Below are 19,988 nucleotides of genomic sequence, written 5' to 3'. Positions count from 1 at the left end.
GCCTTCCTGACGGCGGCCGCGCCCCCGCCCCAGGCGGTGCTCGGCGCCATGGGGGCAGCCGGCTTCGACGTCACCCATCTCTACGGCCTCACCGAGACCTACGGCCCGGCCGTCGTGAATGCCTGGCACCGGGACTGGGACGCCCTGGATGCGGACGCGCGTGCGGAGAAAATGGCGCGCCAGGGCGTGCGCTACCCCGTTCTCGAAGGCTTCGACATCCGCGACCCCGAGACCTGCGAATCGGTGCCCGCCGATGGGCAGACCATGGGCGAGGCGATGTTCCGCGGCAACGTGGTGATGCGTGGCTACCTGAAGAACCCCACCGCCACGCAGGCCGCCTTCAAAGGCGGCTGGTTCCGCTCCGGCGACCTCGGGGTCAAGCACCCGGACGGCTACGTCCAGTTAAAGGACCGCTCGAAGGACATCATCATCTCGGGTGGCGAGAATATTTCGTCCATCGAGGTGGAGGACGCCCTGTTCCGCCACCCCGCCGTCTCGGCCGCCGCCGTGGTGGCCAAGCCCGACGCGAAATGGGGTGAAACTCCCGTCGCCTTCGTAGAGCTGAAGCCCGATGCGAGCGTGGAGGCCGACGCCCTCATCGCCTGGTGCCGCGAGCGGCTGGCTGGCTACAAGCTGCCCCGCCACATCGTGTTCGGAGAGTTGCCCAAGACTTCGACGGGCAAGGTGCAGAAGTACCTGCTGCGGGAGCGGGCGAAGACCGAGTGAGGGCGCCGGCTCCGCTCAAAAAAGAAAAGGCCGGGCGATGAGCCCGGCCTTCGTATGGTTCAAATCGTGGGCGCCCCTCAGGCGACGCCGCCCGAGCGCTCGAAGCGCTTGCGCTCGTTCGGGTCGAGGTAGGTCTTGCGCAGGCGGATCGACTTGGGCGTGACTTCCATCAACTCGTCGTCCTGGATCCAGGCCAGCGAGCGCTCCAGGGTCATGCGGATCGGAGGGGTGAGGCGCACGGCCTCGTCCTTCGAGGTGGTGCGGATGTTGGTGAGCTTCTTGCCCTTGAGCACGTTCACCTCGAGGTCGTTCTCGCGGTTGTGCTCGCCGATGATCATGCCCTGATAGACCTTGGCGCCGGGCTCGATCATCATCGGGCCGCGATCCTCCAGGTTCCACATGGCGTAGGCCACGGCCTCGCCCTTGTCGTTCGAGATCAGCACGCCGTTGCGGCGGCCGGGCATCTCGCCCTTGTAGGGCTCGTAGGCCTTGAACAGGCGGTTCATGATCGCGGTGCCGCGCGTGTCGGTCATGAGCTCGCCCTGGTAGCCGATGAGGCCACGGGTCGGCGCATGGAAAACGAGGCGCAGGCGGCTACCGCCCGAGGGCCGCATCTCGATCATCTCGGCCTTGCGCTCGGACATCTTCTGCACGACGACGCCCGAGTATTCCTCGTCCACGTCGACCACGACCTCCTCGACCGGCTCGAGGACGTTGTCGTTCTCGTCCTTGGAGAGCACCACGCGAGGACGCGACACGGCGATCTCGAAGCCTTCACGGCGCATGGTCTCGATCAGGATGGCCAGCTGCAACTCGCCGCGACCGGAGACGAAGAACGAATCCTTGTCGGCGGCCTCCTCGATCTTGAGCGTCACGTTGCCCTCGGCCTCCTTGAACAGGCGGTCACGGATCATGCGGCTCGTCACCTTGTCGCCCTCGGTGCCGGCCAGGGGCGAATCGTTGACGATGAAGGACATGGTGACGGTGGGCGGATCGATCGGCTGGGCCTGGATCGGGGTCTCGACCTGCGGGTCGCAGAAGGTGTCGGCCACGGTGCCCTTCACGAGGCCGGCGATGGAGACGATGTCGCCCGCCTCGCCGATGTCGATGGGCGCGCGCTCCAGGCCGCGGAAAGCCAGGATCTTCGAGACGCGGCCGGTCTCCACGAGCTTGCCCGTGCGATCCATGACCTTGATGGCCTGGTTCGGCTTCACGGTGCCGGACGCGATCCGGCCGGTGATGATGCGGCCAAGGAAGGGGTTGGCTTCGAGCAGGGTGCCGAGCATCCGGAACGGACCCTCTTCGACCTTGGCCTGGGGCACGTGGGAGAGCACGAGGTCGAAGAGCGGCGCGAGGCCGTCTTCCTGGGAACCGTCGGGCGACGTCGCCATCCAGCCGGCACGGCCCGAACCATAGAGGATCGGGAAATCGAGCTGGTCGTCGGTGGCGTCGAGGGCCGCGAAGAGGTCGAACACCTCGTTCACCACCTCGGTGATGCGGGCGTCCGGACGGTCGACCTTGTTGATCGCCACGATCGGCTTCAGACCGATCTTGAGGGCCTTGCCGACCACGAACTTGGTCTGGGGCATCGGGCCCTCGGCGGCATCGACGAGGACGATCACGCCGTCCACCATCGAGAGGATACGCTCCACCTCGCCGCCGAAATCGGCGTGGCCGGGGGTGTCGACGACGTTGACGCGGGTATCCTTCCAGACGACCGAGGTCGCCTTGGCCAGGATGGTGATGCCGCGCTCCTTCTCGAGGTCGTTCGAATCCATCGCGCGCTCTTCGACGCGCTGGTTGTCTCGGAACGACCCCGACTGGGACAGGAGCTTGTCGACGAGCGTCGTCTTGCCGTGGTCGACGTGGGCGATGATGGCGATGTTGCGAAGCTTCATAAGGTATCCGGCAGCGAGAAGAGCCCGTCACGCGACGGGCCGCAGGGATGCGGCCGGCAGCGCCGGGTCACGGGATCGAGCTATCGCGTCGCAATATAAGGTGTCGGGCGTTCCGGCAAGGGGCATGGACCGCGTGTCTGCCACTCATCTCACGCGGACCCGCGTGCCGCAGCAGCGGGTCCGCCGCTTTGATGCGCGGAAACGGTGAGGGCCGGTGACACTGTCCTACGGTCCGCAGCAGTCTGCCGCGCAAGAGCAGGACAACCTAAGGCAACCGTTCGCCTCCGGCTCGGCATGAGCGAAGGCGTCGACGACACGAGGAACGCCGGTAGGCCGAAGGACGACGTCCTGCGTCCCTCAGAGCAAATCGGCATTCGCGAGGCGAGGCGAGGCGAGGCCCTGGCGGTTACTCGCCTGTCCCGCACGCGCTCGCGTCGATGCTCGATGCGTAGGCGGCCATGATCGCTGCCAGTAGACCCGGAAAGCGAGACTCCACCTCGGCGCAACGCGAGCGGTTCCGCATCTCCACGCCGTGACGTTCGCAGTGGATCAATCCGGCCTCGCGCAGCACCTTGAAATGGCTCGAGAGCGAGGATTTCGGGATGATCTGGTCTCCCATTGCGGACAAGGCCGAGCAGGCCTCGACGCAGCCCGCGCTCCTGATCCGCGCGAAGATCACCGCGCGGCGAGGATCGGACAGGGCGTGGAGGATCGCTTGCGGCTGGACGTCCTCGATCGCGGGGTGAAACAGGGGCCTCATAATTTGTCCATATGGGGACTTGATCTTCGTTCGTTTAGTTCCGAAGTTCCGAACTATGGGACCAAGACAGCCAGTCGGCAGCCGGTTCCCGACGAAGGATAGCACACATGTCGAAGCTTGACGGAAAGGTCGCTGTCGTGACCGGCGGATCGAAGGGCATCGGTGCGGCGATCGCCAAAGCCCTGGCGAAGGAGGGTGCGGCCGTCGTGGTCAATTACGCATCGAGCAAGGCCGGAGCCGAAACCGTGGTCGCGGACATTACCGCGGCCGGGGGCAAGGCCATCGCAGTCCAGGCGGACGTCTCCAAGGCTGCTCAGGCACAGGAATTGGTCGAGGCAGCAGTGAAGCGGTTCGGCCGGCTCGACGTGCTGGTCAACAATTCCGGCGTCTATGAATTCGCGTCGATCGAGGAAATCACCGAAGAGCATTATCGCCGTCTCTTCGACGTCAACGTGCTCGGCGTCCTGCTGGCGACTCAGGCGGCGGCCAAGCATCTTGGGGAAGGCGGCAGCGTCGTCAATATCTCCTCGGCTATCACCCATGTGCATACGCCGAGCGCGGCGGTCTATGCCGGCACCAAGGGCGCCTTGAACGCGATCTCGGACGTCCTCGCCAACGAGCTTGCCCCACGCAAGATCCGTGTGAACGTGGTCAGCCCCGGCTTCGTGGTGACCGAGGGCACCCACACAGCCGGCATCGTCGGCTCCGATATGGAAGCGGGGTTCATCGCGCAGACACCGCTCGGCCGGGCCGGCCAGCCGGACGATATCGCCGAGGTCGTCGCCTTCCTCGCGTCAGACGATGCCCGTTGGTTGACCGGCGAGAACATCACCGCCAGCGGCGGCATTCGCTGACGCGAGGCAACACGGCCCGCGCGTGCCCCCTCGCCAGGAGCACGCCCGGGAACACGGGCCGCGACGCCCGGCGCCTATCGCCCGAGCGCCTCGGTCCCGCACCATTCGGCCACGAACAGCGCCATCGCGGTGGTGATCCGCTTGACCGAAGCGAGGCTGACGCGCTCGTCGAAACCGTGGATGTTCTCGCTGATCGGCCCGTAGCAGAGGGCCGGAACCCGGTCGTAGAGGGCATGGACGCGGGTATCGAGATAGCTCGGCGACATGAAGCTCCGAAGGTCGGTCCCCGTGGCCCGCTTGTGCGCGGTGGCGAGCACGGCCTCCGCCTCCGAGCCTTCGTCCAGCTCGTAGCCTTCCGAGAAGAAGCCGTTGAATGCCACCACCGGCGGCGTCTTCGCCAGGAACGCGTCGGTCCGGGCGAAGTCCGCCACCGCCGCCTCGATCTCGCGTGCCGCATCCGCAGCGCCGACGCCCGGATAGATCGCGATCCGGCACGCGATCCGACACCAGGCGGGCACCGACGAGGCCCAATCGCCCCCCTCGATCCGGCCGACATTGAGGTTGATCGGATGCGCTTCACCCTCGAAATGGCGGCGTCCCGTCTTGCGGGCGTTCCACGATTCCTCGAGTTCGCGCAGGGCCCCGATCACCCGGTAGGCCGCGTCGATGGCGTTGGCTCCCGCCCCCATCTCGCGGACATGGACAGGCGTGCCCCGCACCTCGACCGTGAACCACAGCACGCCGGTATTGGCGCGCACGAGCTTCTCGTCCTCGGGCTCGGGGATCAGCACGGCATCGGCCCGGTAGCCATGCAGATGGGCCATCAGAGCACCGTTGCCGGTGGATTCCTCCTCGACCACGGACTGGACCGTCACGGTGGCAGCCGGCTGAAGCCCGATCCGGGCCAGCGCATCGAGAGCGAAAAGGTTGGCGGCGTGGCCGGCCTTCATGTCGGCCGCACCCCTTCCGTACATCCAGTCGCCCCGTATCACCGGATCGAAGGGTGGGTGGCTCCACAGGTCGAAGGGACCGGGGGGTACGACGTCCACATGCGCTTGGAGGATCAATGAGCGACCGGTCTCATGCCGGGGCCGGTGGATGCCGACGACGAGGGGCGCATCGGAATGCTCCGGCGTGATCCGCCCCCCGCCGGGATGCGCGCTGATGGCCGCATGGTCCATACGGACCTGCTCCATGGCGTAGCCGCGCTCCCTCAGGCAGCGGAACACGTGGTCCTGAATCGCGTGCTCGGCGCCCCGGACCGAGCCGAACCGGACGAGGGCCTGGATATGGGCCACCTGCTCGGCGAAGCCCAACTCCACCGAGGTGGCAATACGGTCCGCGAGAGCAGGGTCGAGCGCCATCGATCGTCCTCGTGAAAGCCTGTCGAATAGCCCTTCACATAGGCCCATCCGATCGGGCTGGAACCCGCCGCCAGCTCAGACGAAGAAGGCGGTGGCCATGGCGAGGGGAAGTGCGGCGATGGCCGCCGGGCGGATCCAGGCCGGACGATAGGACATCAGCGCCACGACGATGAGCGCGGCCCCGGTGAGCGAGCCGAGCCATTGCACCGGACCGAAATTCCAGTCCGCCGTGATGACGGCCGCGGCGAAGGCCAGGGCGATGAAAAGCCAGCCCGCCACGCGGAACGCTCTGTCCCGCCGCCGGGAAGGGCGCCCGTGGAACAGGGTCCGGCCATGCCGGTCCATGCTCAGGCAGAGGCAGGCGAGACCGGAGAAGCTCAGGAGTGAGGTGAGGGATACGGCAACGGGCGTCATGCTCGGACGAAATCTCCGGTGGTACGGGCGGACTCTCTCCGCGCCCCCTCGTGGCGCCCGAGCTTGCGCGCGCCGAAGAGGAAAACCAGCGCGAGCGCCACCATGGCGGCGTCGAAGCCCAGGAAGTCGGCACGCCATCCCATCTGCACCCAATCGACCAAGGGAACGGCGAGGAACAGGAGCGCGGCGGCATAGCTCATTTCGCCCCATGCCCGGCGATGCGGGCGAGCGAGAGGCATCAGTGCGGCGAGGAGCCAGATCCCGAAGAACACACCGCCTTCCCAGGATTCCCTCGCGGCCCATTCCACTGGAACGAGGCGGTTGGCGAGAAAGAGCGCCGCCATGCCGATGGGTAGGCCGAGGATGGTGCCGATGTTGAGCGCATGAACGAGGCGCCAGCCGGCGGCGGGACGGACGACGCCTTTCGGCGCCCGCGCCACGGTCCACAGGACGAGTCCGGTGGCGATGGCGGCACAGCCCATCAGGCCGGACAGGAAGAACAGGATGCGCAGGGCCGGCCCGGCGAAATGCGCCTCGTGCAGGCCGACGAAGCTCGTATAGGCATGCGCCGCCGGTTTCAGCGGCCCGGTCCGTTCGACCACCTCCCCGGTCACCGCGTGGAAGGCGATCTGCGGATGGCGATGGGCGAGCCCATGGGGCTCCTCGAACACCGCCACCACGGTGGCATTGGCGTCGCCGGGATTGTTGATGGAGACCATCTCGAGCGGTTCGCTCACCTCGGCCTGGGCGCGGCGGATCAGAGGACCGAGCGGCGCCGGCTCGGCCAGCTTGCCCTCGGCGGCGCGCCAGGCCGGCATCTGGCCGGACTCGACGTAGAAGCGCAGCTCGTCGCCCTTGTAGGCGCTCACCATTCCCCACGGCATGTACATGAGCGCGAGCGAGACGATGCCCGTATAGGTGATCATCAGGTGGAACGGCAGCGCCAGAACGCCGGTGACGTTGTGCGCGTCGAGCCAGCCGCGCTGGGCGGATTTCGAACGCCGGAAGGTGAAGAAATCGGCGAAGATCCGGCGATGGGTGACGATGCCGCTGATGAGGGCGACGAGCAGGACCATCGCGCAGATGCCGACGATCCAGCGGCCGAGGGCCGGGAGCATCTGCAATTCGAAATGGAAGCGGTAGAAGAAGTCACCGCCCTGTGTCGCCCGGGCCTCTGTCGGCGCACCGGTATCCGGATCGAGGAGCGCCTTGCCGAACTCGCCGTCCGGCGTGACCATCCAATAGGCGCCGATATACGGCTTGTCGGTCTGCGGCACGCCCACATACCAAGCCATCGCCTTTGGGGCATGGACCTTGAGATACGCGACCCCGAGTTCGGTCGCCCGGACCACGTCGTATTCCGCCTGCGCGCGTAATTCGGGCCGCATCCAGAGGGAAATGTCGGACTTGTAGTAGGTGGCGGTGCCGGTGACGAAGACGGCGAACATCACCCAGCCGGTGACGAGCCCCGCCCAGGTGTGCAGCCACGCCATCGATTGGCGAAACCCCTGCTTCATGCGGGCTGCACCGCGCTGCCGAGGGCGAGCCAGAGACCGGCCCCCAGGCACAAAGCCGGAAGCGCCAGCCCTATCGCCGCGCGGGCGAGAGTACGGGCGGAGAAGACCCAGATCACCGCACCAGCCATGATCGCGAAGCTCGCCAGGGTGGCGGCGGCGACGGCTTCCGACCGGTCGAGGGGCAAGGTCAAAGACAGGAAGGCCGTGGCAATGGCCGCAAGGGCATAGCCTCCGAAGATCGCCAGGAGGGTCCGGCCCGCCACCATCAGACGGTAGCGGCCCTGCGATGGCCGTGCATTCGGCTTGGTCGTATCCGTCATCGGCAGGCAGCACCGGTTTGCGAGGAACGAACGGCAGGCGGGCTCGGCAAGGCAACGCCAGCGAAACGGATGGCCTCGACGCCGCGACGACCAGTATCTTGGCCGAGTTGCCGATCACACAACGCTATACAAAGCCTCGTCTTGTCCGGGCAATCACTATGTTGTGGAACGATTCCAAGTACGCCGAACCACGGGAGTTCAGGCAAACCGTGAGCCCGACGAGCTTCGGTGCGGTCGCCGGGCGAGTCTTGCGGGTGCGAACGCCACGCCTGTAGAACCCTTGCCGAATGGCGGGGAACCGGGCGCGATGGACGATACGCTCGAAGCGTCGGAGGGGGCTCGCACGCGTTGCGGTCTCGCCTGCACGATCGCCGATCATGCCAGCGTCGCATCCTGGCAGAACGGGATTCCCCTCATCCGGGACATTACCGTGACCCATGGCGGCGAGGCCGACCTGTCCGATGTGACGCTCCACATCTCAGCGATTCCGCCGCTGTTCCGCCCCCTTACCCTGCCGATCCAGCAAATCGGGGCTGGGGGCCTCCAACGTATCGATGCGCCGGATCTGCGGATCGACGGAGCGGTCCTCGCCGGATTACGGGAGAGCCGGCTCTGTACCCTCACGCTGACGTTGACGGCTCCAGCCGAGGGGAGCGATCGGGCGGGCGAGCTCGCCCGGGAGGAGTTCGACCTGCGGCTCCTGCCGCCCTCCCATTGGGGAGGCGCGGATGCGGCGCCCGAACTGCTCGCGGCCTTCGTCAGGCCCAACGACCCGGCCGTGGACGGCATCCTGCGCTCCGCCGCCGCGATTCTGGAACGGGCAAGGCGGAGCACCGCCTTCGACGGCTATCGCAGCGGAAGGAGGGCCAGGGCCTGGGAGATGGCGGAAGCGATCCACGCGGCGATGGCGGCCCTGCGGATCACCTACATCCTGCCGCCCGCGAGTTTCGAACGGTCGGGACAGAAGGTCCGCGAGCCCGCCGCGATCGTGGAGCGGCGGCTCGCCACCTGCCTCGACCTCACCCTGCTCTGGGCCGCCTGCTGTGAACAGGCCGGGCTCAATCCGCTCCTGATCCTCACCCGCGATCACGCGCTCCTCGGGCTGTGGCTCGTGGACGAGACCCTGCCGGAAAGGGTCGGTGACGACGCCCAGGCCCTGCGGAAGCGCCGCGACCTGCAGGAACTGATACTGATCGAGACCACAATTCTCACCGCCGATCCGCCGGGGAGTTTCGCGGATGCGGTGGCGGCCGGCGCGCGCCTGATCGATGCGGATGCCGAATCCTCCCTGGAGATGGTCCTCGATCTGCGGCGCGCCCGGCTATCCGGCATCTCCCCCCTCGATACGGGCGAGCCCGGCGCACAGGCGCCGGCTCCGGAGATCGCGGTGGCGCTCGTCCAGGCGCTCGGCGCGCCGCCGTCCTTCGTCGAGGATCTCCCTGCTCCCCGCCTCGATCTACCCCGTCGCGAGCCCCGCGACCGGCTGGAAGCCTGGAAGCTGCGGCTCCTCGATCTGACGCTGCGGAACAAGCTTCTCAACTTCAAACCGGGCAAGGGATCGCTCACCCTCGATTGCCCTGAGCCGGGTGCGTTCGAAGACGCCCTCGCGGCGGGCCGCGCCTTCCGGCTCGTCGCCCGTCCGCCTTCCGAGGCACCGCTCGGCGCGTTGGACGACGAACGCGGCGAGATCGCCGCCGATGTCGGGACGGAGGAACTGGAGGCTCGCCTCACCGACCTGTTCCGGCTCGCCCGCGGGAGCTTCGAGGAGGGCGGTGCCAACGTCCTGTTCCTTGCCTTCGGCTTCCTCACCTGGACACGGGGCAACGGCATGCCGCCCGCCCGCGCACCGCTGCTGCTGGTGCCGGCGGCCCTGACCCGCGCCAGCGTCCGCGCCGGCTTCCGCCTGGTGCGCCACGACGAGGAGGCGCGCCTCAACCCGACGCTGCTGGAGATGCTGCGTCAGGATTTCGACCTCGACATGCCGGATTTCGCCGAGGGCTTGCCGGGCGACGAATCCGGCATCGACGTCGAGGCCGTCTGGCGGATCGTGCGCACCCATATCCGCGACCTGAAAGGGTTCGAGGTCACGACCGAGGTGGTGCTCTCGGCTTTCTCCTTCACCAAGTTCCTGATGTGGAAGGATCTGAGCGAGCGCACGGACCTCCTGAAGCGAAGCCCGGTGGTGCGCCACCTCCTCGACACGCCGAAACAGGCCTACGGCGACGGCACTGGCTTTCCCGTGCCGGAGCGCCTCGACGCGGAGCATCCACCCTCCGGCATATTCACGCCGCTCCTCGCCGATTCCTCCCAGGTCTCGGCGATCCTCGCGGCGGCCTCGGGCAAGGATTTCGTCCTGTTCGGCCCACCCGGCACCGGCAAGAGCCAGACCATCGCCAACATGATCGCGCAGTGCCTGGCGCTCGGGCGCACGATGCTGTTCGTGTCGCAGAAGAGCGCCGCCCTGGAGGTGGTGCGCCGGCGCCTCGACGCGGTGGGGCTGGGCGCCTGCTGCCTCGAGGTCCATGCGGCCAAGGCCCAGAAGACGCACGTCATCGCGCAACTCCGCGAGGCCTGGGCCGCGAGGAGCGGCGAGCCCGTCCCCTGGGACGAGGCGGCCACCGATCTCCAGCGCCGCCGGGAGGGCCTGAACGGTGTGGTGGAGAGCCTGCACGCCACACGGGCGAACGGCCTCAGCGCCCATTCGGCCATGGCGCGGGTCATCGCCGACAGGCAAGCCGGCCGGGACGGGCTCAGCCTCCTCTGGCCGAAGGACGCGACCTCCGCGCCCGGCCACCGGGATGGCCTGCGGGCCCAGTGCGGTGAGCTTGCCGCCCTTCGCCCCATCGTCGGGGACATCGCGAACCATCCCCTCCGGGGCATCGGTGCCATCGCATGGTCGCCCCTGTGGCGGGCCGAGATGGAGCAGGCTGTTCCCGAACTCGCCCGCACCCTGCCGGACTTCGCGACATCCGGCCAGCGTCTCGCCGAGGCGATGGGCCTGACGCCCCTCGGCCGGACCTATGACGGCCTGCGCGCGCTCTCCTCCCTCGCCGCCGCCCTGTTCCGGCTGGAGGCGCGGATGGGCCTGCGCTTCCTCGGCCCCGGAGGCGCGGCCTTGCGCCAGGCCGTCGAGGCCCGCCGCACCCGACAGGACGCGCTCGCCCGGCTGACCACCCGGCTCTTCGTCCCCTACGCCCCCTCGGTGTTCGGCAGCGACCTCGACCGCCTGCTGGCCGAGTGGCGCGAGGCGAAAGCCTCGAACTTCTTCCTGCGGGGGCGGCGTCTGAGCCGAGTTCGCGACCTCCTCGCCCCCTTCGCGCAAGGGCGCGTACCGGAGGATATCGGGCCGGACCTCGTCACCCTCGCCGAGATCAAGTCCCTGCAGGCGACAAGACCCGCTCTGGCGGAGGTTCTGGAGAGCGCCACCGCGGAACTCGGACATCCGTGGTCGGATCCGGCGGCCCCCGCCGACCTGTTCACCGCTCCGATGGCCTGGGCGACGCGGCTCGCACCGGTCATCACCACCATTGCGCCGCTCGTCGGAGGCCCGGACATCGTCCGCGCGAGGCTCGCCGAGTTCCTCGACACCGAGGATGGCAGGCTCGAACCTGGCGACAGCCTGGCCTTGGCAAAGGAGGATTTCACGACGCGGAGAAGCGCGGCCGTGAAGGCGATCGAGACGCTCGGGCGTCTGGCCGGCAGGGCCAAGCCCGACCGCCCGGTGGAGACGGAGGGCGATTGGGTGGCCGGCACCCTCGCGGTGGCGGAACGCTGGCGCAGGGCGCTGCCCAAGGCGCAGGCCTGGGCCAGCTGGCAGAGGGCGGTGAGCGAGGCGACGAAGGCGGGCCTCGGTCCTCTGGTCGCCGAGATCGAGGCGGGAACGCTGCAGGACGACGCCATCCTCCCGGCCTTCGAGGGCGCCTATGCGCGCTGGTGGATCGACCATGCCGTCACCGACGACGTCCGCCTGCGCGATTTCATGGGCCAGCGCCACGAAGAGGCGATCCGGGGCTTCGGCGAAGCCGATTCCCGGCTCTCCGGCCTCGCCGGGGCGGCGGTGCGTGCCCGCATCGGCGGCGACGTGCCGCTCGCCGGCGCCTTCGGCACCGATCCCGAATGGGGTACCCTGGCGCGCGAAATCACCAAGCGCGCCAGGCACATGCCCCTGCGCCAGCTCTTCGCGCGGATGCCGAACGCGCTGACCCGCCTGACCCCCTGCCTGATGATGAGCCCGCTCTCCATCGCCCAATACTGGCCGGCCGAGGCGAAGCCCTTCGACATCGTCATCTTCGACGAGGCCTCGCAGATCGCCCCCTGGGACGCCATCGGCGCCATCGCGCGGGGCCGGCAGGTGGTCATCGTCGGCGATCCCGAACAATTGCCGCCCACCAATGTGGGCGATCGCGGCGTCGACGAGATTTCGGACGGTCTCGACATCGCCGATCAGGAGAGCATCCTCGACGAGTGCCTGGCGGCGAACCTGCCGCAGAGGCGCCTCGCCTGGCACTACAGAAGCCGGCACGAGAGCCTCATCGCCTTCTCCAACCGTCACTATTATCGCGGCGGGCTCGTCACCTTCCCCTCCCCCGTCACCGAGGACCGGGCGGTGCGGCTCCAGCACGTGGCCGATGGGGTCTACGAGCGCGGCGGGGCGCGCGTGAACCGGCCCGAAGCGCGCGCCCTGGTGGCGGAGGTGGTCGCCCGTCTCTCGGACCCCGCCTTCGCGGCGGAGGAGCGCTCGCTGGGCATCGTCACCTTCAACGGCGAGCAGCAGCGCCTGATCGAGAATCTGCTCGATGCCGAGCGGCGGGGAAGGCCGGAGCTGGAGCGGTTCTTCGACGGGCGGGCCTGGAAAGAGCCGGTCTTCGTGAAGAATCTCGAGACCGTGCAGGGCGACGAGCGCGATGCGATCCTGTTCTCGGTGGCGGCGGGTCCCGACGCGACGGGCCGAATCACCGGTCAGATCAGCTCGCTCAATCGCGAGGGCGGCCACCGGCGCCTCAACGTGGCGATCACCCGCGCCCGGCGGGAGCTCGTGGTCTTCGCGTCGATGCGGGCCGATCAGGTGGATCTCGGCCGTGGCAGCGCCCGCGGCGTGCGCGATTTCAAGCACTTCCTCGCCTTTGCCGAACACGGCGCCCGCGCCCTCGAAACGGCGGCCGCGCCGACGGGGGGAGACGTCGAATCGCCGTTCGAGGGCGCGGTGATGGCGGCCTTGGCCGCGCGGGGGTGGAGAATCGTGCCGCAAGTGGGCGTTTCCGCCTTTCGGATCGACCTCGGCATCGTCCATCCCGACGCTCCGGGGCGCTACCTCGCGGGCGTCGAATGCGACGGGGCGACCTATCACCGGGCGGCGACGGCGCGGGACAGGGACCGTCTGCGCGAATGGGTGCTCACCGACCTCGGATGGCGCATCCACCGGGTCTGGAGCACCGATTGGTGGAACGATCCGCAAGGCGCCCTCGACCGGCTCGACACGGCGTTGCGGGCCGATCTCGACGCCGACAGGGCGAAGCCGGAGCCGGTCGTGATCGCGCCGGCCGCCCCCGAAATCCCGCAGGTGGAGCCCCCCGGCCTCTATGAACCCGCCGACCTGTCGGGCTTCTCTCCCGATGCCGCGCGGTTCCACGAGGTGGGTTACGAGGCCACGCTGGCGGCGATGGCGAGCGAGGTGGTCGCGCGCGAAGGTCCTGTTTTCGCTGACGTTCTCGCCGAGCGCCTCCTGCGCGCCCATGGGTTCTCGCGGATCACGGCCCGCCTGCGCCAGCGCGCCCTGGGGGCCGTCGATCCCCGCTGCCCCCATACCGGCGAGGGCGACCGCATCGTGCTCTGGCCGGAGGCCTCCCCTGCCGGGCCGGTGAGGTTCCGGCCGGCTAAAGGAGAGGGGCGAGCCCCCGCCGACATCCCGCTCCAGGAGCTCGCAGGCCTCGCCCGCGACCTCGATCCGGCACCCGGCGTCGAGGGGCGGATGGCCGCGCAGCTGGGCCTCGGCCGGATGAGCGAGGCGGTCCGCGCCCGGTTCGCCGAGGCCGCCTCGCTCGCGCGGGAGAGCGAAGCGCCGGCCCCGAAACCCGTCGGATGAGACGGGCGGATCGACCGCCACGCGACCCCCCTTTCGACCGCCATGCGCCGGGGTATATGGCGGTACGCGACGTGAAAAAGCCCCGCCTGGTAAGGCGGGGCCGATGGCGGTGACTTTGAAGCCGTGCGACGTGGATCAGGCTGCGAGCTTCAGGGCTTCGGGAGCGTTGTCATTCACGAGGACGAGCTCACCGGCCGTGACGGTGGAGGTGCTGGTCGTGGGGGTCAGGCGATCGGCGACGAAGGCCACCAGGGAGATGTTGGCGGCAGCGGCGACGGCGACGGCGGTGAGAATGAGAGCGGTCATATCGGTGTTCCTCGTGGCGATGCGTTTGCGTTGCAGCATGTATGACAGCCTCCCCGCCTTGCTGGTATACCAAACGCCAAATACCACTCATGCAGCCCGCGCATGGAATGCACACTATCCCGCGAAGCCCTGCATTTCACGCACTATGATGCATGTCGGGCAGCACGCCCGATCCACCCTTCTCCTGCCCTAAGGTCCCAGCCCGATGCCCCGCCCCACCTCGGCCGTCCTCGCCCTTCTGCTCGCGGCATGGTCCTTCGACGCACGAGCACAGGATGCGAACCGGGTGCGGGCGATGAACGCGGTGAGCGACCTGGCGCGGGCGCACCGCGAGCAGACGGAGACGCTCCGGCGTATGGAGACGGTCCAGCGCGACCGGGCCAGAGCGGATGACAGGACCCGGCGCAACGCCGAGCGGGACAGCCGTTCGATGCGCCGCTTCGACCGCTGAGCCGGCGTCGACTCGAAGCCTTCCGCCCTCCCCCGCGCCCTCCAGTCGTCGGAATCCGGCGGATGGTCCCGACCTGAGGGTCAGAGCCGGGTGGCGAGGGGACGCTGACGTTTCGGCCCGAAGCCGACGTTTCGCCTCCGACGCGAGAATCCTGAGACATCCGATTGCGGAAGTTTTCAAAGCCGACGCTCGTGCATCTCGCCGGCGCGGGGACAGACTAAACAGCAACATCGTAGCAAGACGCGACGCGATGAGACGCTGCGCCAAGGGTTTCGGTCACCTGGATAGCGTCCGCCCCTATGCGAAAGGTCGAAAAATGGTCAATTGCCCTTAGAATTTTTTACCGAGGGGAAACTTACAATGGGCAACGGAAAGACGCTTGGCTATTTCGGCGATGTTCTGACAATTGCAAATACAGCCGTCAATTTGATTGGCATGATTCCCGGCCTCGAAATTCCAAGCGAGTTAAAGGCGATCTTTGGCGAAGAAGAGGATCCGACGCAGGCATTTCTTGAGGGAATGGATCAGAAGCTAGATTTGCTTTCTCGGCAAGGCGATGAAATCCTCGCGGAAATCAATCAACTCGGTGAAGGTATCAATTACGATAATAAGATGGAGATTTCGTCGCTTGCTCAAGCGTCAAAATCACATCTCGACCAATACATGAATACGAGCCCCTCCGATCCAAAGCACGCTGATTATCGATCCCTGGCGATCGATAAATCGACCGATGCGCTCTCCATGGCGATCGAGTTCGCCGGGAAACCGGGTGCCGACGCCGGGCTCGTCATGCCAGCCCTCCTGTCCGCGCTCGCCGCTCGGATCAACGTCATTCGCGAGATCGAAGACGGCGCGACATCGGGTGACTTCAAGGAGACACTGAATGCGGGAATCAATGCACTCCATGAAACAGTCGCCTCGTATAAGAATGAAGTTTTAGAATTTGCAAAACAACCCGATCAGGACAAAATCGGCGCCAAAGTCTATTTAATCAATGGCAAGGTCCTCCTCGATGTTTGGTACGATAACGGTGAGGCGGGCGGCCTTAGAACATACCAGCAGGAAATCGTGATCGGCGCGCAAGGATCGGCGGATCATAAACTCATGGACACTGCCTTGACGCCCGCGGTACCAATCCCAGGCGCCCCCGGACACTATTATGACCGCGATATAACAAATTACGACGTTATAAAAAGTCTTTTTACGAGCCGCGGACTGGAACAACAATTCAACGACAAGGAGAGCAGCTGGCTGAATGAGTATTTTTACCCACAAAGAGGGGTCACAAACCTTGAAAAAGCCGTCGATACCCTGCGACAGCTGACGAGCGGCCAGCACAAGTTCGATGTCGCCGACTCGATCGGCAGGACAATCGAGATCGATCACCCGACATATGACAAGGCGCCCAACACGCTGGAAGGTTACGCCGGCAACGATACGCTCATCGGGGGTGATGGCAACGACACGCTCAAGGGCGGCGGTGGCAACATCGATTATACGGTCTTCGGCGCCAATGGTGACGGCCACGATACCCTCTACGGCAAGGGTGGCGACGACATCATGCTCGGCGGCACCGGCAACGATGTGCTCGACGGTGGCGCGGGCAACGACCGTCTCGATGGCGGCGCCGGCAGCGACACGGCGAGCTACAAGTCGGCGACCGTTGGCGTGACCGTCTCCCTCGATTTGCAGGGCTGGCAGGAGATCGTCCCCGAAAAGGTGACCGTGTTCCAACCGGACCCTTACCCCGGCGAGGGCCCCGGAGGCATCGTAACCCCCCCTCCCGTCATAACGACGATCCGGGCGGAAAAGGATCGCCTCCTGAGCATCGAGAACCTCGAAGGCAGCAGGTTCAACGACCGTCTCACGGGCAACGTCCTGAGCAACACGATCCACGGCGGCGCCGGCAACGACGACATCGACGGTCATCTCGGTGCGGACCGGATGTACGGCGAGGCCGGCAACGACACCTACGTCGTCGATCAATCCGGCGATCGCGTCTTCGAAGCGAAGGATGCCGGGCAGGACACCGTCAAGACGAGCGTCAGCTACGTCCTCGCTGCCGGACAGGCGATCGAGACCCTGGCCACGGCGAAAGCGACGGGCACGGGCGCGATGAACCTCACCGGAAACGAGTTCGCTCAGGCGCTTGTCGGCAACAACGGCGCCAACCTCCTCGATGGCAAGGGCGGCGCCGACACGATGACCGGGTATGCGGGGAATGATACCTATGTCGTCGACAATGCCGGCGACGTTGTCGTCGAGGCGGCCGATCGCGGCATCGACGCCGTCCGCTCGTCCATCAGCTTGACCTTGGCGGCCAACGTCGAGACCCTCACGCTAGTCGGCACGGCTGCACTCAACGGCACCGGCAACGCTCTCGCCAACACTCTCACCGGCAATGCCGCCGCCAACCTCCTCGACGGCAAGGCCGGGGCCGACACCATGGCCGGCGGCGCGGGATCGGACACCTACATCGTCGACAATATCGGCGACAAAGTCGTGGAACTGAGCGACGCCGGCACCGACCTCGTCAAGGCATCCGTGTCCTTCTCGCTCGGGGGTTCCCACGTGGAACACCTGACGCTCACCGGCACCGGGAATCTCAGCGCCACCGGCAACTCGCTCGACAACGTCCTCAGGGGCAATGCCGGCGTCAACGTCCTCGACGGTAAGACGGGCGCGGACACGATGATCGGCGGTGCCGGCTCCGACACCTACATCGTCGACAACATTCGCGACAAAGCCGTGGAGGGGAGCGACGGCACCGGCATCGACCTCGTCAAGGCGTCGGTGTCCTTCTCGCTAGGGGGTTCCCACGTGGAGAACCTGACGCTGAACGGCACCGGCAACCTCAACGCCACCGGCAACACGCTCGTCAATGATCTCAAGGGCAATGCCGGCGCCAACCATCTCGACGGTGGCCTCGGGGCGGATACGCTGACGGGTTTGGCCGGCGAGGATACCTTCGTGTTCAGCACGAAGCTCGGCGCGACCAATATCGACCACATCACCGATTTCTCGGCCGGGATCGACACGATCCAGCTCTCGAAGAGCATCTTCGCGGCGCTCTCGGCCGATGACCTCGCGGCGGCGTTCAAGGACCTGAGCGTGACCGGTGCCAAGATCGATGCGGACGACCGCATTCTCTACGATCACGACACCGGTGCCCTGTCCTACGATGCCGATGGCAGCGGCACCACGGCCAAGGCGGTCCAGTTCGCCATCATCGACAACCACGATAAGGCGACGCTGACGCACCTCGATTTCCTGCTGGCGTAAGCGTCCCGACACGCCCTGGCCGAATGAGACTCATTCGGCCAGGGCCATTCCGACCGTCGAAGCCCTCGGCCACCCTGCCCGGGTTCTGCCAAGTGTCGAAAGCAGCCCCGGGAGCGGGGACCAAACGTCAGATTTTCGTCACTCGGACTGACCGCTCCGCTCTCACTCGTCCGTCGAGAACATCTCGTCGAAGGAATAGCCGGAGCCGCGCACGGTGCGGATCGGGTCGCTCTGGCGCGGGCGGTTGATAGCCTTGCGCAGGCGGCCCACATGCACGTCCACCGTGCGCTCGTCGATATAGACGTCGTGGCCCCAGACCCCGTCGAGGAGCTGCTCGCGCGAGAACACCCGGCCGGGGCTCTGCATCAGGAATTCGAGGAGCTTGAACTCGGTGGGGCCGAGATGGATCTCGCGGCCCTGGCGGCGGATGCGGTGGCTGACGCGGTCGAGTTCGATATTGCCGGCGATGAGCAGGTCCGCCACGTGGCTCGGCTTGGCCCGGCGCAGGAGCGCGCGGACCCGGGCGAGCAGTTCCGGCACCGAGAACGGCTTGACGATGTAATCGTCGGCGCCGGTGCCGAGGCCGCGGATGCGGTCGCCCTCCTCGCCGCGCGCCGTCAGCATGATGACCGGCAGCCGCTCGGTCTCGCGCCGGGCGCGGATGCGGCGGCACAACTCGATGCCGGAGAGACCGGGCATCATCCAGTCGAGGAGGACGAGGTCGGGAACCTGCTCCTGAAGGCGCAGATCGGCCTCGTCGCCGCGGGCGGCGGTGTCGACGACGAAGCCCTCCGCCTCGAGGTTGTAGCGGAGGAGAAGGGTGAGGGCCTCCTCGTCCTCGACGATCAGGATGCGCGTACTCATGCGGGTGTTTTCAGGGTGAGGGCGGCCGTCCCGTCACGCACGGGACGGCCGCGCGACGATCGTGCCGGAATGGCCCGACCGGAGGGACGGTCAGGCGCTGGCGGGCAACGACACGGTGGCGTAGTTCGATGCGTCGTTCTTCGGGCGATCCTGTTCGGCCAGTTCGTTCGTGCCGGTGACGAGGTAGTGGATCGTCTCGGCGATGTTGGTGGTGTGGTCGCCGATCCGCTCGATGTTCTTGGCGCAGAACAGTAGATGCGTGCAGAACGAGATGTTGCGCGGGTCTTCCATCATGTAGGTCAGCAATTCGCGGAAGAGCGAGTTGTAGAGCGCGTCGATGGCGTCGTCACGCTCCCAGACGTCGAGGGCGGCCTTCACGTCCTGGCTCGCATAGGCGTCGAGGACGTCCTTCAGCTGCTCCTGCACTAGGTCGCCCATGTGCTGGACGGCGATGACGATCTTCTGCGGCTGGATCTGCTCGGCGATGGCCACCACGCGCTTGGCGACGTTCTTCGACAGGTCGCCGATGCGCTCCAGATCGTTCGAGACGCGGATGGCCGAGACCGTCTCGCGCAGGTCGATGGCGAGGGGCTGACGCTTGGCGATGAGCAGGATCGCCCGCTCCTCGATCTCGTGCTGGAGGGCGTCGAGGCGCTTGTCGGCGCCGATCACCGCCTGGGCCAGGGGCACGTCCCGGCGTACCAGGGCGTTGCCGGAATCGGTCATCATCTTCTCGGCGATCCCGCCCATCTCGGAAATCGAGCGGCGCAGGTTTTCCAGTTCCGTATCGTAGGAACTGACGATGTGGTTGGGCATGCTCGCACTCCTCGACCGAGGCCGCCTCGGGCGGCCTGCATCGCGTAGGATCGGGTCCGGTGCCGCGGACGCGGCCCCGGCGGGCTCAGCCGAAGCGGCCGGTGATGTAGTCCTGGGTCTGGCGCTTCTCGGGGTTCATGAAGATCCGCGTGGTGGGGCCGAACTCCACCAGCTCGCCGAGATACATGAACGCCGTGAACTGCGAGATGCGTGCCGCCTGCTGCATGTTGTGCGTGACGATGACGATCGTGAACTCGGAGCGCAGCTGCTCGATCAGTTCCTCGATGCGGCCCGTGGAGATCGGGTCGAGGGCCGAGGTCGGCTCGTCGAACAG

General features: G+C 66.9%; 14 protein-coding genes and 1 pseudogene. 5 read left to right on the top strand and 10 right to left on the bottom strand.

The features are described 5' to 3' along the window. Positions 1–726, top strand: a 726-nt coding sequence (locus MBTS_RS15715; RefSeq protein WP_192215991.1) for an AMP-binding enzyme, incomplete at its 5' end; no start/stop codon positions are given. Between the two features lie 77 nt (positions 727–803). Here the strand turns inward: MBTS_RS15715 and typA are convergent. Both typA and MBTS_RS15705 read right to left on the bottom strand, forming a co-directional pair. Then, positions 804–2,624, bottom strand: coding sequence for a translational GTPase TypA (gene typA / locus MBTS_RS15710; protein ID WP_018041955.1), 1,821 nt, complete (start codon positions 2,622–2,624; stop codon positions 804–806). A gap of 406 nt (positions 2,625–3,030) precedes the next feature. Continuing rightward, on the bottom strand, positions 3,031–3,384 hold the full coding sequence (locus tag MBTS_RS15705) for an ArsR/SmtB family transcription factor (RefSeq protein ID WP_018041954.1): 354 nt from the start codon (positions 3,382–3,384) through the stop codon (positions 3,031–3,033). 107 nt (positions 3,385–3,491) lie between these two features. Between MBTS_RS15705 and MBTS_RS15700 the strand changes: the two genes are divergently transcribed. Continuing rightward, positions 3,492–4,238, top strand: coding sequence for a glucose 1-dehydrogenase (locus MBTS_RS15700; RefSeq protein ID WP_056147438.1), 747 nt, complete (start codon positions 3,492–3,494; stop codon positions 4,236–4,238). 74 nt (positions 4,239–4,312) lie between these two features. Here the strand turns inward: MBTS_RS15700 and MBTS_RS15695 are convergent, their stop codons facing one another. From MBTS_RS15695 to MBTS_RS15680, 4 genes are all read right to left on the bottom strand, one after another. Continuing rightward, complete coding sequence (locus tag MBTS_RS15695) at positions 4,313–5,602, bottom strand: ArgE/DapE family deacylase (RefSeq protein ID WP_147832491.1); 1,290 nt, start codon at positions 5,600–5,602, stop codon at positions 4,313–4,315. A gap of 75 nt (positions 5,603–5,677) precedes the next feature. After that, positions 5,678–6,016 carry a DUF3325 domain-containing protein gene (locus tag MBTS_RS15690; protein WP_056161012.1) on the bottom strand — a complete coding sequence of 113 codons (339 nt, stop codon included), beginning with the start codon at positions 6,014–6,016 and terminating at the stop codon, positions 5,678–5,680. Continuing rightward, positions 6,013–7,533 carry a PepSY-associated TM helix domain-containing protein gene (locus tag MBTS_RS15685; RefSeq protein ID WP_210245950.1) on the bottom strand — a complete coding sequence of 507 codons (1,521 nt, stop codon included), beginning with the start codon at positions 7,531–7,533 and terminating at the stop codon, positions 6,013–6,015. The genes MBTS_RS15690 and MBTS_RS15685 overlap by 4 nt, the downstream gene beginning before the upstream one ends. Further along, a complete protein-coding gene (locus MBTS_RS15680) occupies positions 7,530–7,853 on the bottom strand; it encodes a hypothetical protein (protein ID WP_018041949.1) in 324 nt (107 codons plus the stop codon). The genes MBTS_RS15685 and MBTS_RS15680 overlap by 4 nt, the downstream gene beginning before the upstream one ends. A 307-nt stretch (positions 7,854–8,160) precedes the next feature. On the opposite strand from MBTS_RS15680, the gene MBTS_RS15675 reads away from it, so the two are divergent. Then, positions 8,161–13,935 carry a DUF3320 domain-containing protein gene (locus MBTS_RS15675; RefSeq protein WP_192215990.1) on the top strand — a complete coding sequence of 1,925 codons (5,775 nt, stop codon included), beginning with the start codon at positions 8,161–8,163 and terminating at the stop codon, positions 13,933–13,935. Positions 13,936–14,070: 135 nt separating this feature from the next. On the opposite strand, the gene MBTS_RS15670 is transcribed toward MBTS_RS15675, so the two are convergent. After that, complete coding sequence (locus MBTS_RS15670) at positions 14,071–14,241, bottom strand: hypothetical protein (protein ID WP_198290806.1); 171 nt, start codon at positions 14,239–14,241, stop codon at positions 14,071–14,073. 205 nt (positions 14,242–14,446) lie between these two features. On the opposite strand from MBTS_RS15670, the gene MBTS_RS15665 reads away from it, so the two are divergent. Further along, positions 14,447–14,692, top strand: coding sequence for a hypothetical protein (locus tag MBTS_RS15665; RefSeq protein WP_056147458.1), 246 nt, complete (start codon positions 14,447–14,449; stop codon positions 14,690–14,692). Positions 14,693–15,052: 360 nt separating this feature from the next. Beyond that, complete coding sequence (locus tag MBTS_RS15660) at positions 15,053–17,974, top strand: hypothetical protein (protein ID WP_192215989.1); 2,922 nt, start codon at positions 15,053–15,055, stop codon at positions 17,972–17,974. A gap of 162 nt (positions 17,975–18,136) precedes the next feature. Here the strand turns inward: MBTS_RS15660 and phoB are convergent, their stop codons facing one another. From phoB to MBTS_RS15645, 3 genes and pseudogenes are all read right to left on the bottom strand, one after another. Continuing rightward, entirely contained in the window at positions 18,137–18,838 is a 702-nt protein-coding gene (gene phoB / locus MBTS_RS15655) for a phosphate regulon transcriptional regulator PhoB (protein WP_018041942.1), read from the bottom strand. Positions 18,839–18,928: 90 nt separating this feature from the next. Further along, complete coding sequence (gene phoU, locus MBTS_RS15650) at positions 18,929–19,654, bottom strand: phosphate signaling complex protein PhoU (RefSeq protein ID WP_018041941.1); 726 nt, start codon at positions 19,652–19,654, stop codon at positions 18,929–18,931. 85 nt (positions 19,655–19,739) lie between these two features. Then, positions 19,740–19,988, bottom strand: a pseudogene (locus MBTS_RS15645) (phosphate ABC transporter ATP-binding protein); the annotation flags it as partial.

This window comes from Methylobacterium bullatum (assembly GCF_014845095.1).
GTDB classification, from domain to species: Bacteria; Pseudomonadota; Alphaproteobacteria; order Rhizobiales; family Beijerinckiaceae; genus Methylobacterium; species Methylobacterium bullatum.
The sequence above is the reverse complement of the archived record's forward strand: the minus strand, read 5'-3'. Positions and strand labels throughout refer to the sequence as shown.

What these genes read in the sequence shown, in the direction of transcription:
- MBTS_RS15675 (WP_192215990.1), top strand. Translation starts at nt 8,161, where the DNA reads ATGGACGATACGCTCGAAGCGTCGGAGGGGGCTCGCACGCGTTGCGGT.
- MBTS_RS15705 (WP_018041954.1), bottom strand. Translation starts at nt 3,384, where the DNA reads ATGAGGCCCCTGTTTCACCCCGCGATCGAGGACGTCCAGCCGCAAGCG.
- MBTS_RS15665 (WP_056147458.1), top strand. Translation starts at nt 14,447, where the DNA reads ATGCCCCGCCCCACCTCGGCCGTCCTCGCCCTTCTGCTCGCGGCATGG.
- MBTS_RS15680 (WP_018041949.1), bottom strand. Translation starts at nt 7,853, where the DNA reads ATGACGGATACGACCAAGCCGAATGCACGGCCATCGCAGGGCCGCTAC.
- MBTS_RS15670 (WP_198290806.1), bottom strand. Translation starts at nt 14,241, where the DNA reads ATGACCGCTCTCATTCTCACCGCCGTCGCCGTCGCCGCTGCCGCCAAC.
- phoU (WP_018041941.1), bottom strand. Translation starts at nt 19,654, where the DNA reads ATGCCCAACCACATCGTCAGTTCCTACGATACGGAACTGGAAAACCTG.
- MBTS_RS15690 (WP_056161012.1), bottom strand. Translation starts at nt 6,016, where the DNA reads ATGACGCCCGTTGCCGTATCCCTCACCTCACTCCTGAGCTTCTCCGGT.
- MBTS_RS15685 (WP_210245950.1), bottom strand. Translation starts at nt 7,533, where the DNA reads ATGAAGCAGGGGTTTCGCCAATCGATGGCGTGGCTGCACACCTGGGCG.
- MBTS_RS15700 (WP_056147438.1), top strand. Translation starts at nt 3,492, where the DNA reads ATGTCGAAGCTTGACGGAAAGGTCGCTGTCGTGACCGGCGGATCGAAG.
- MBTS_RS15660 (WP_192215989.1), top strand. Translation starts at nt 15,053, where the DNA reads ATGGGCAACGGAAAGACGCTTGGCTATTTCGGCGATGTTCTGACAATT.
- phoB (WP_018041942.1), bottom strand. Translation starts at nt 18,838, where the DNA reads ATGAGTACGCGCATCCTGATCGTCGAGGACGAGGAGGCCCTCACCCTT.
- MBTS_RS15695 (WP_147832491.1), bottom strand. Translation starts at nt 5,602, where the DNA reads ATGGCGCTCGACCCTGCTCTCGCGGACCGTATTGCCACCTCGGTGGAG.
- typA (WP_018041955.1), bottom strand. Translation starts at nt 2,624, where the DNA reads ATGAAGCTTCGCAACATCGCCATCATCGCCCACGTCGACCACGGCAAG.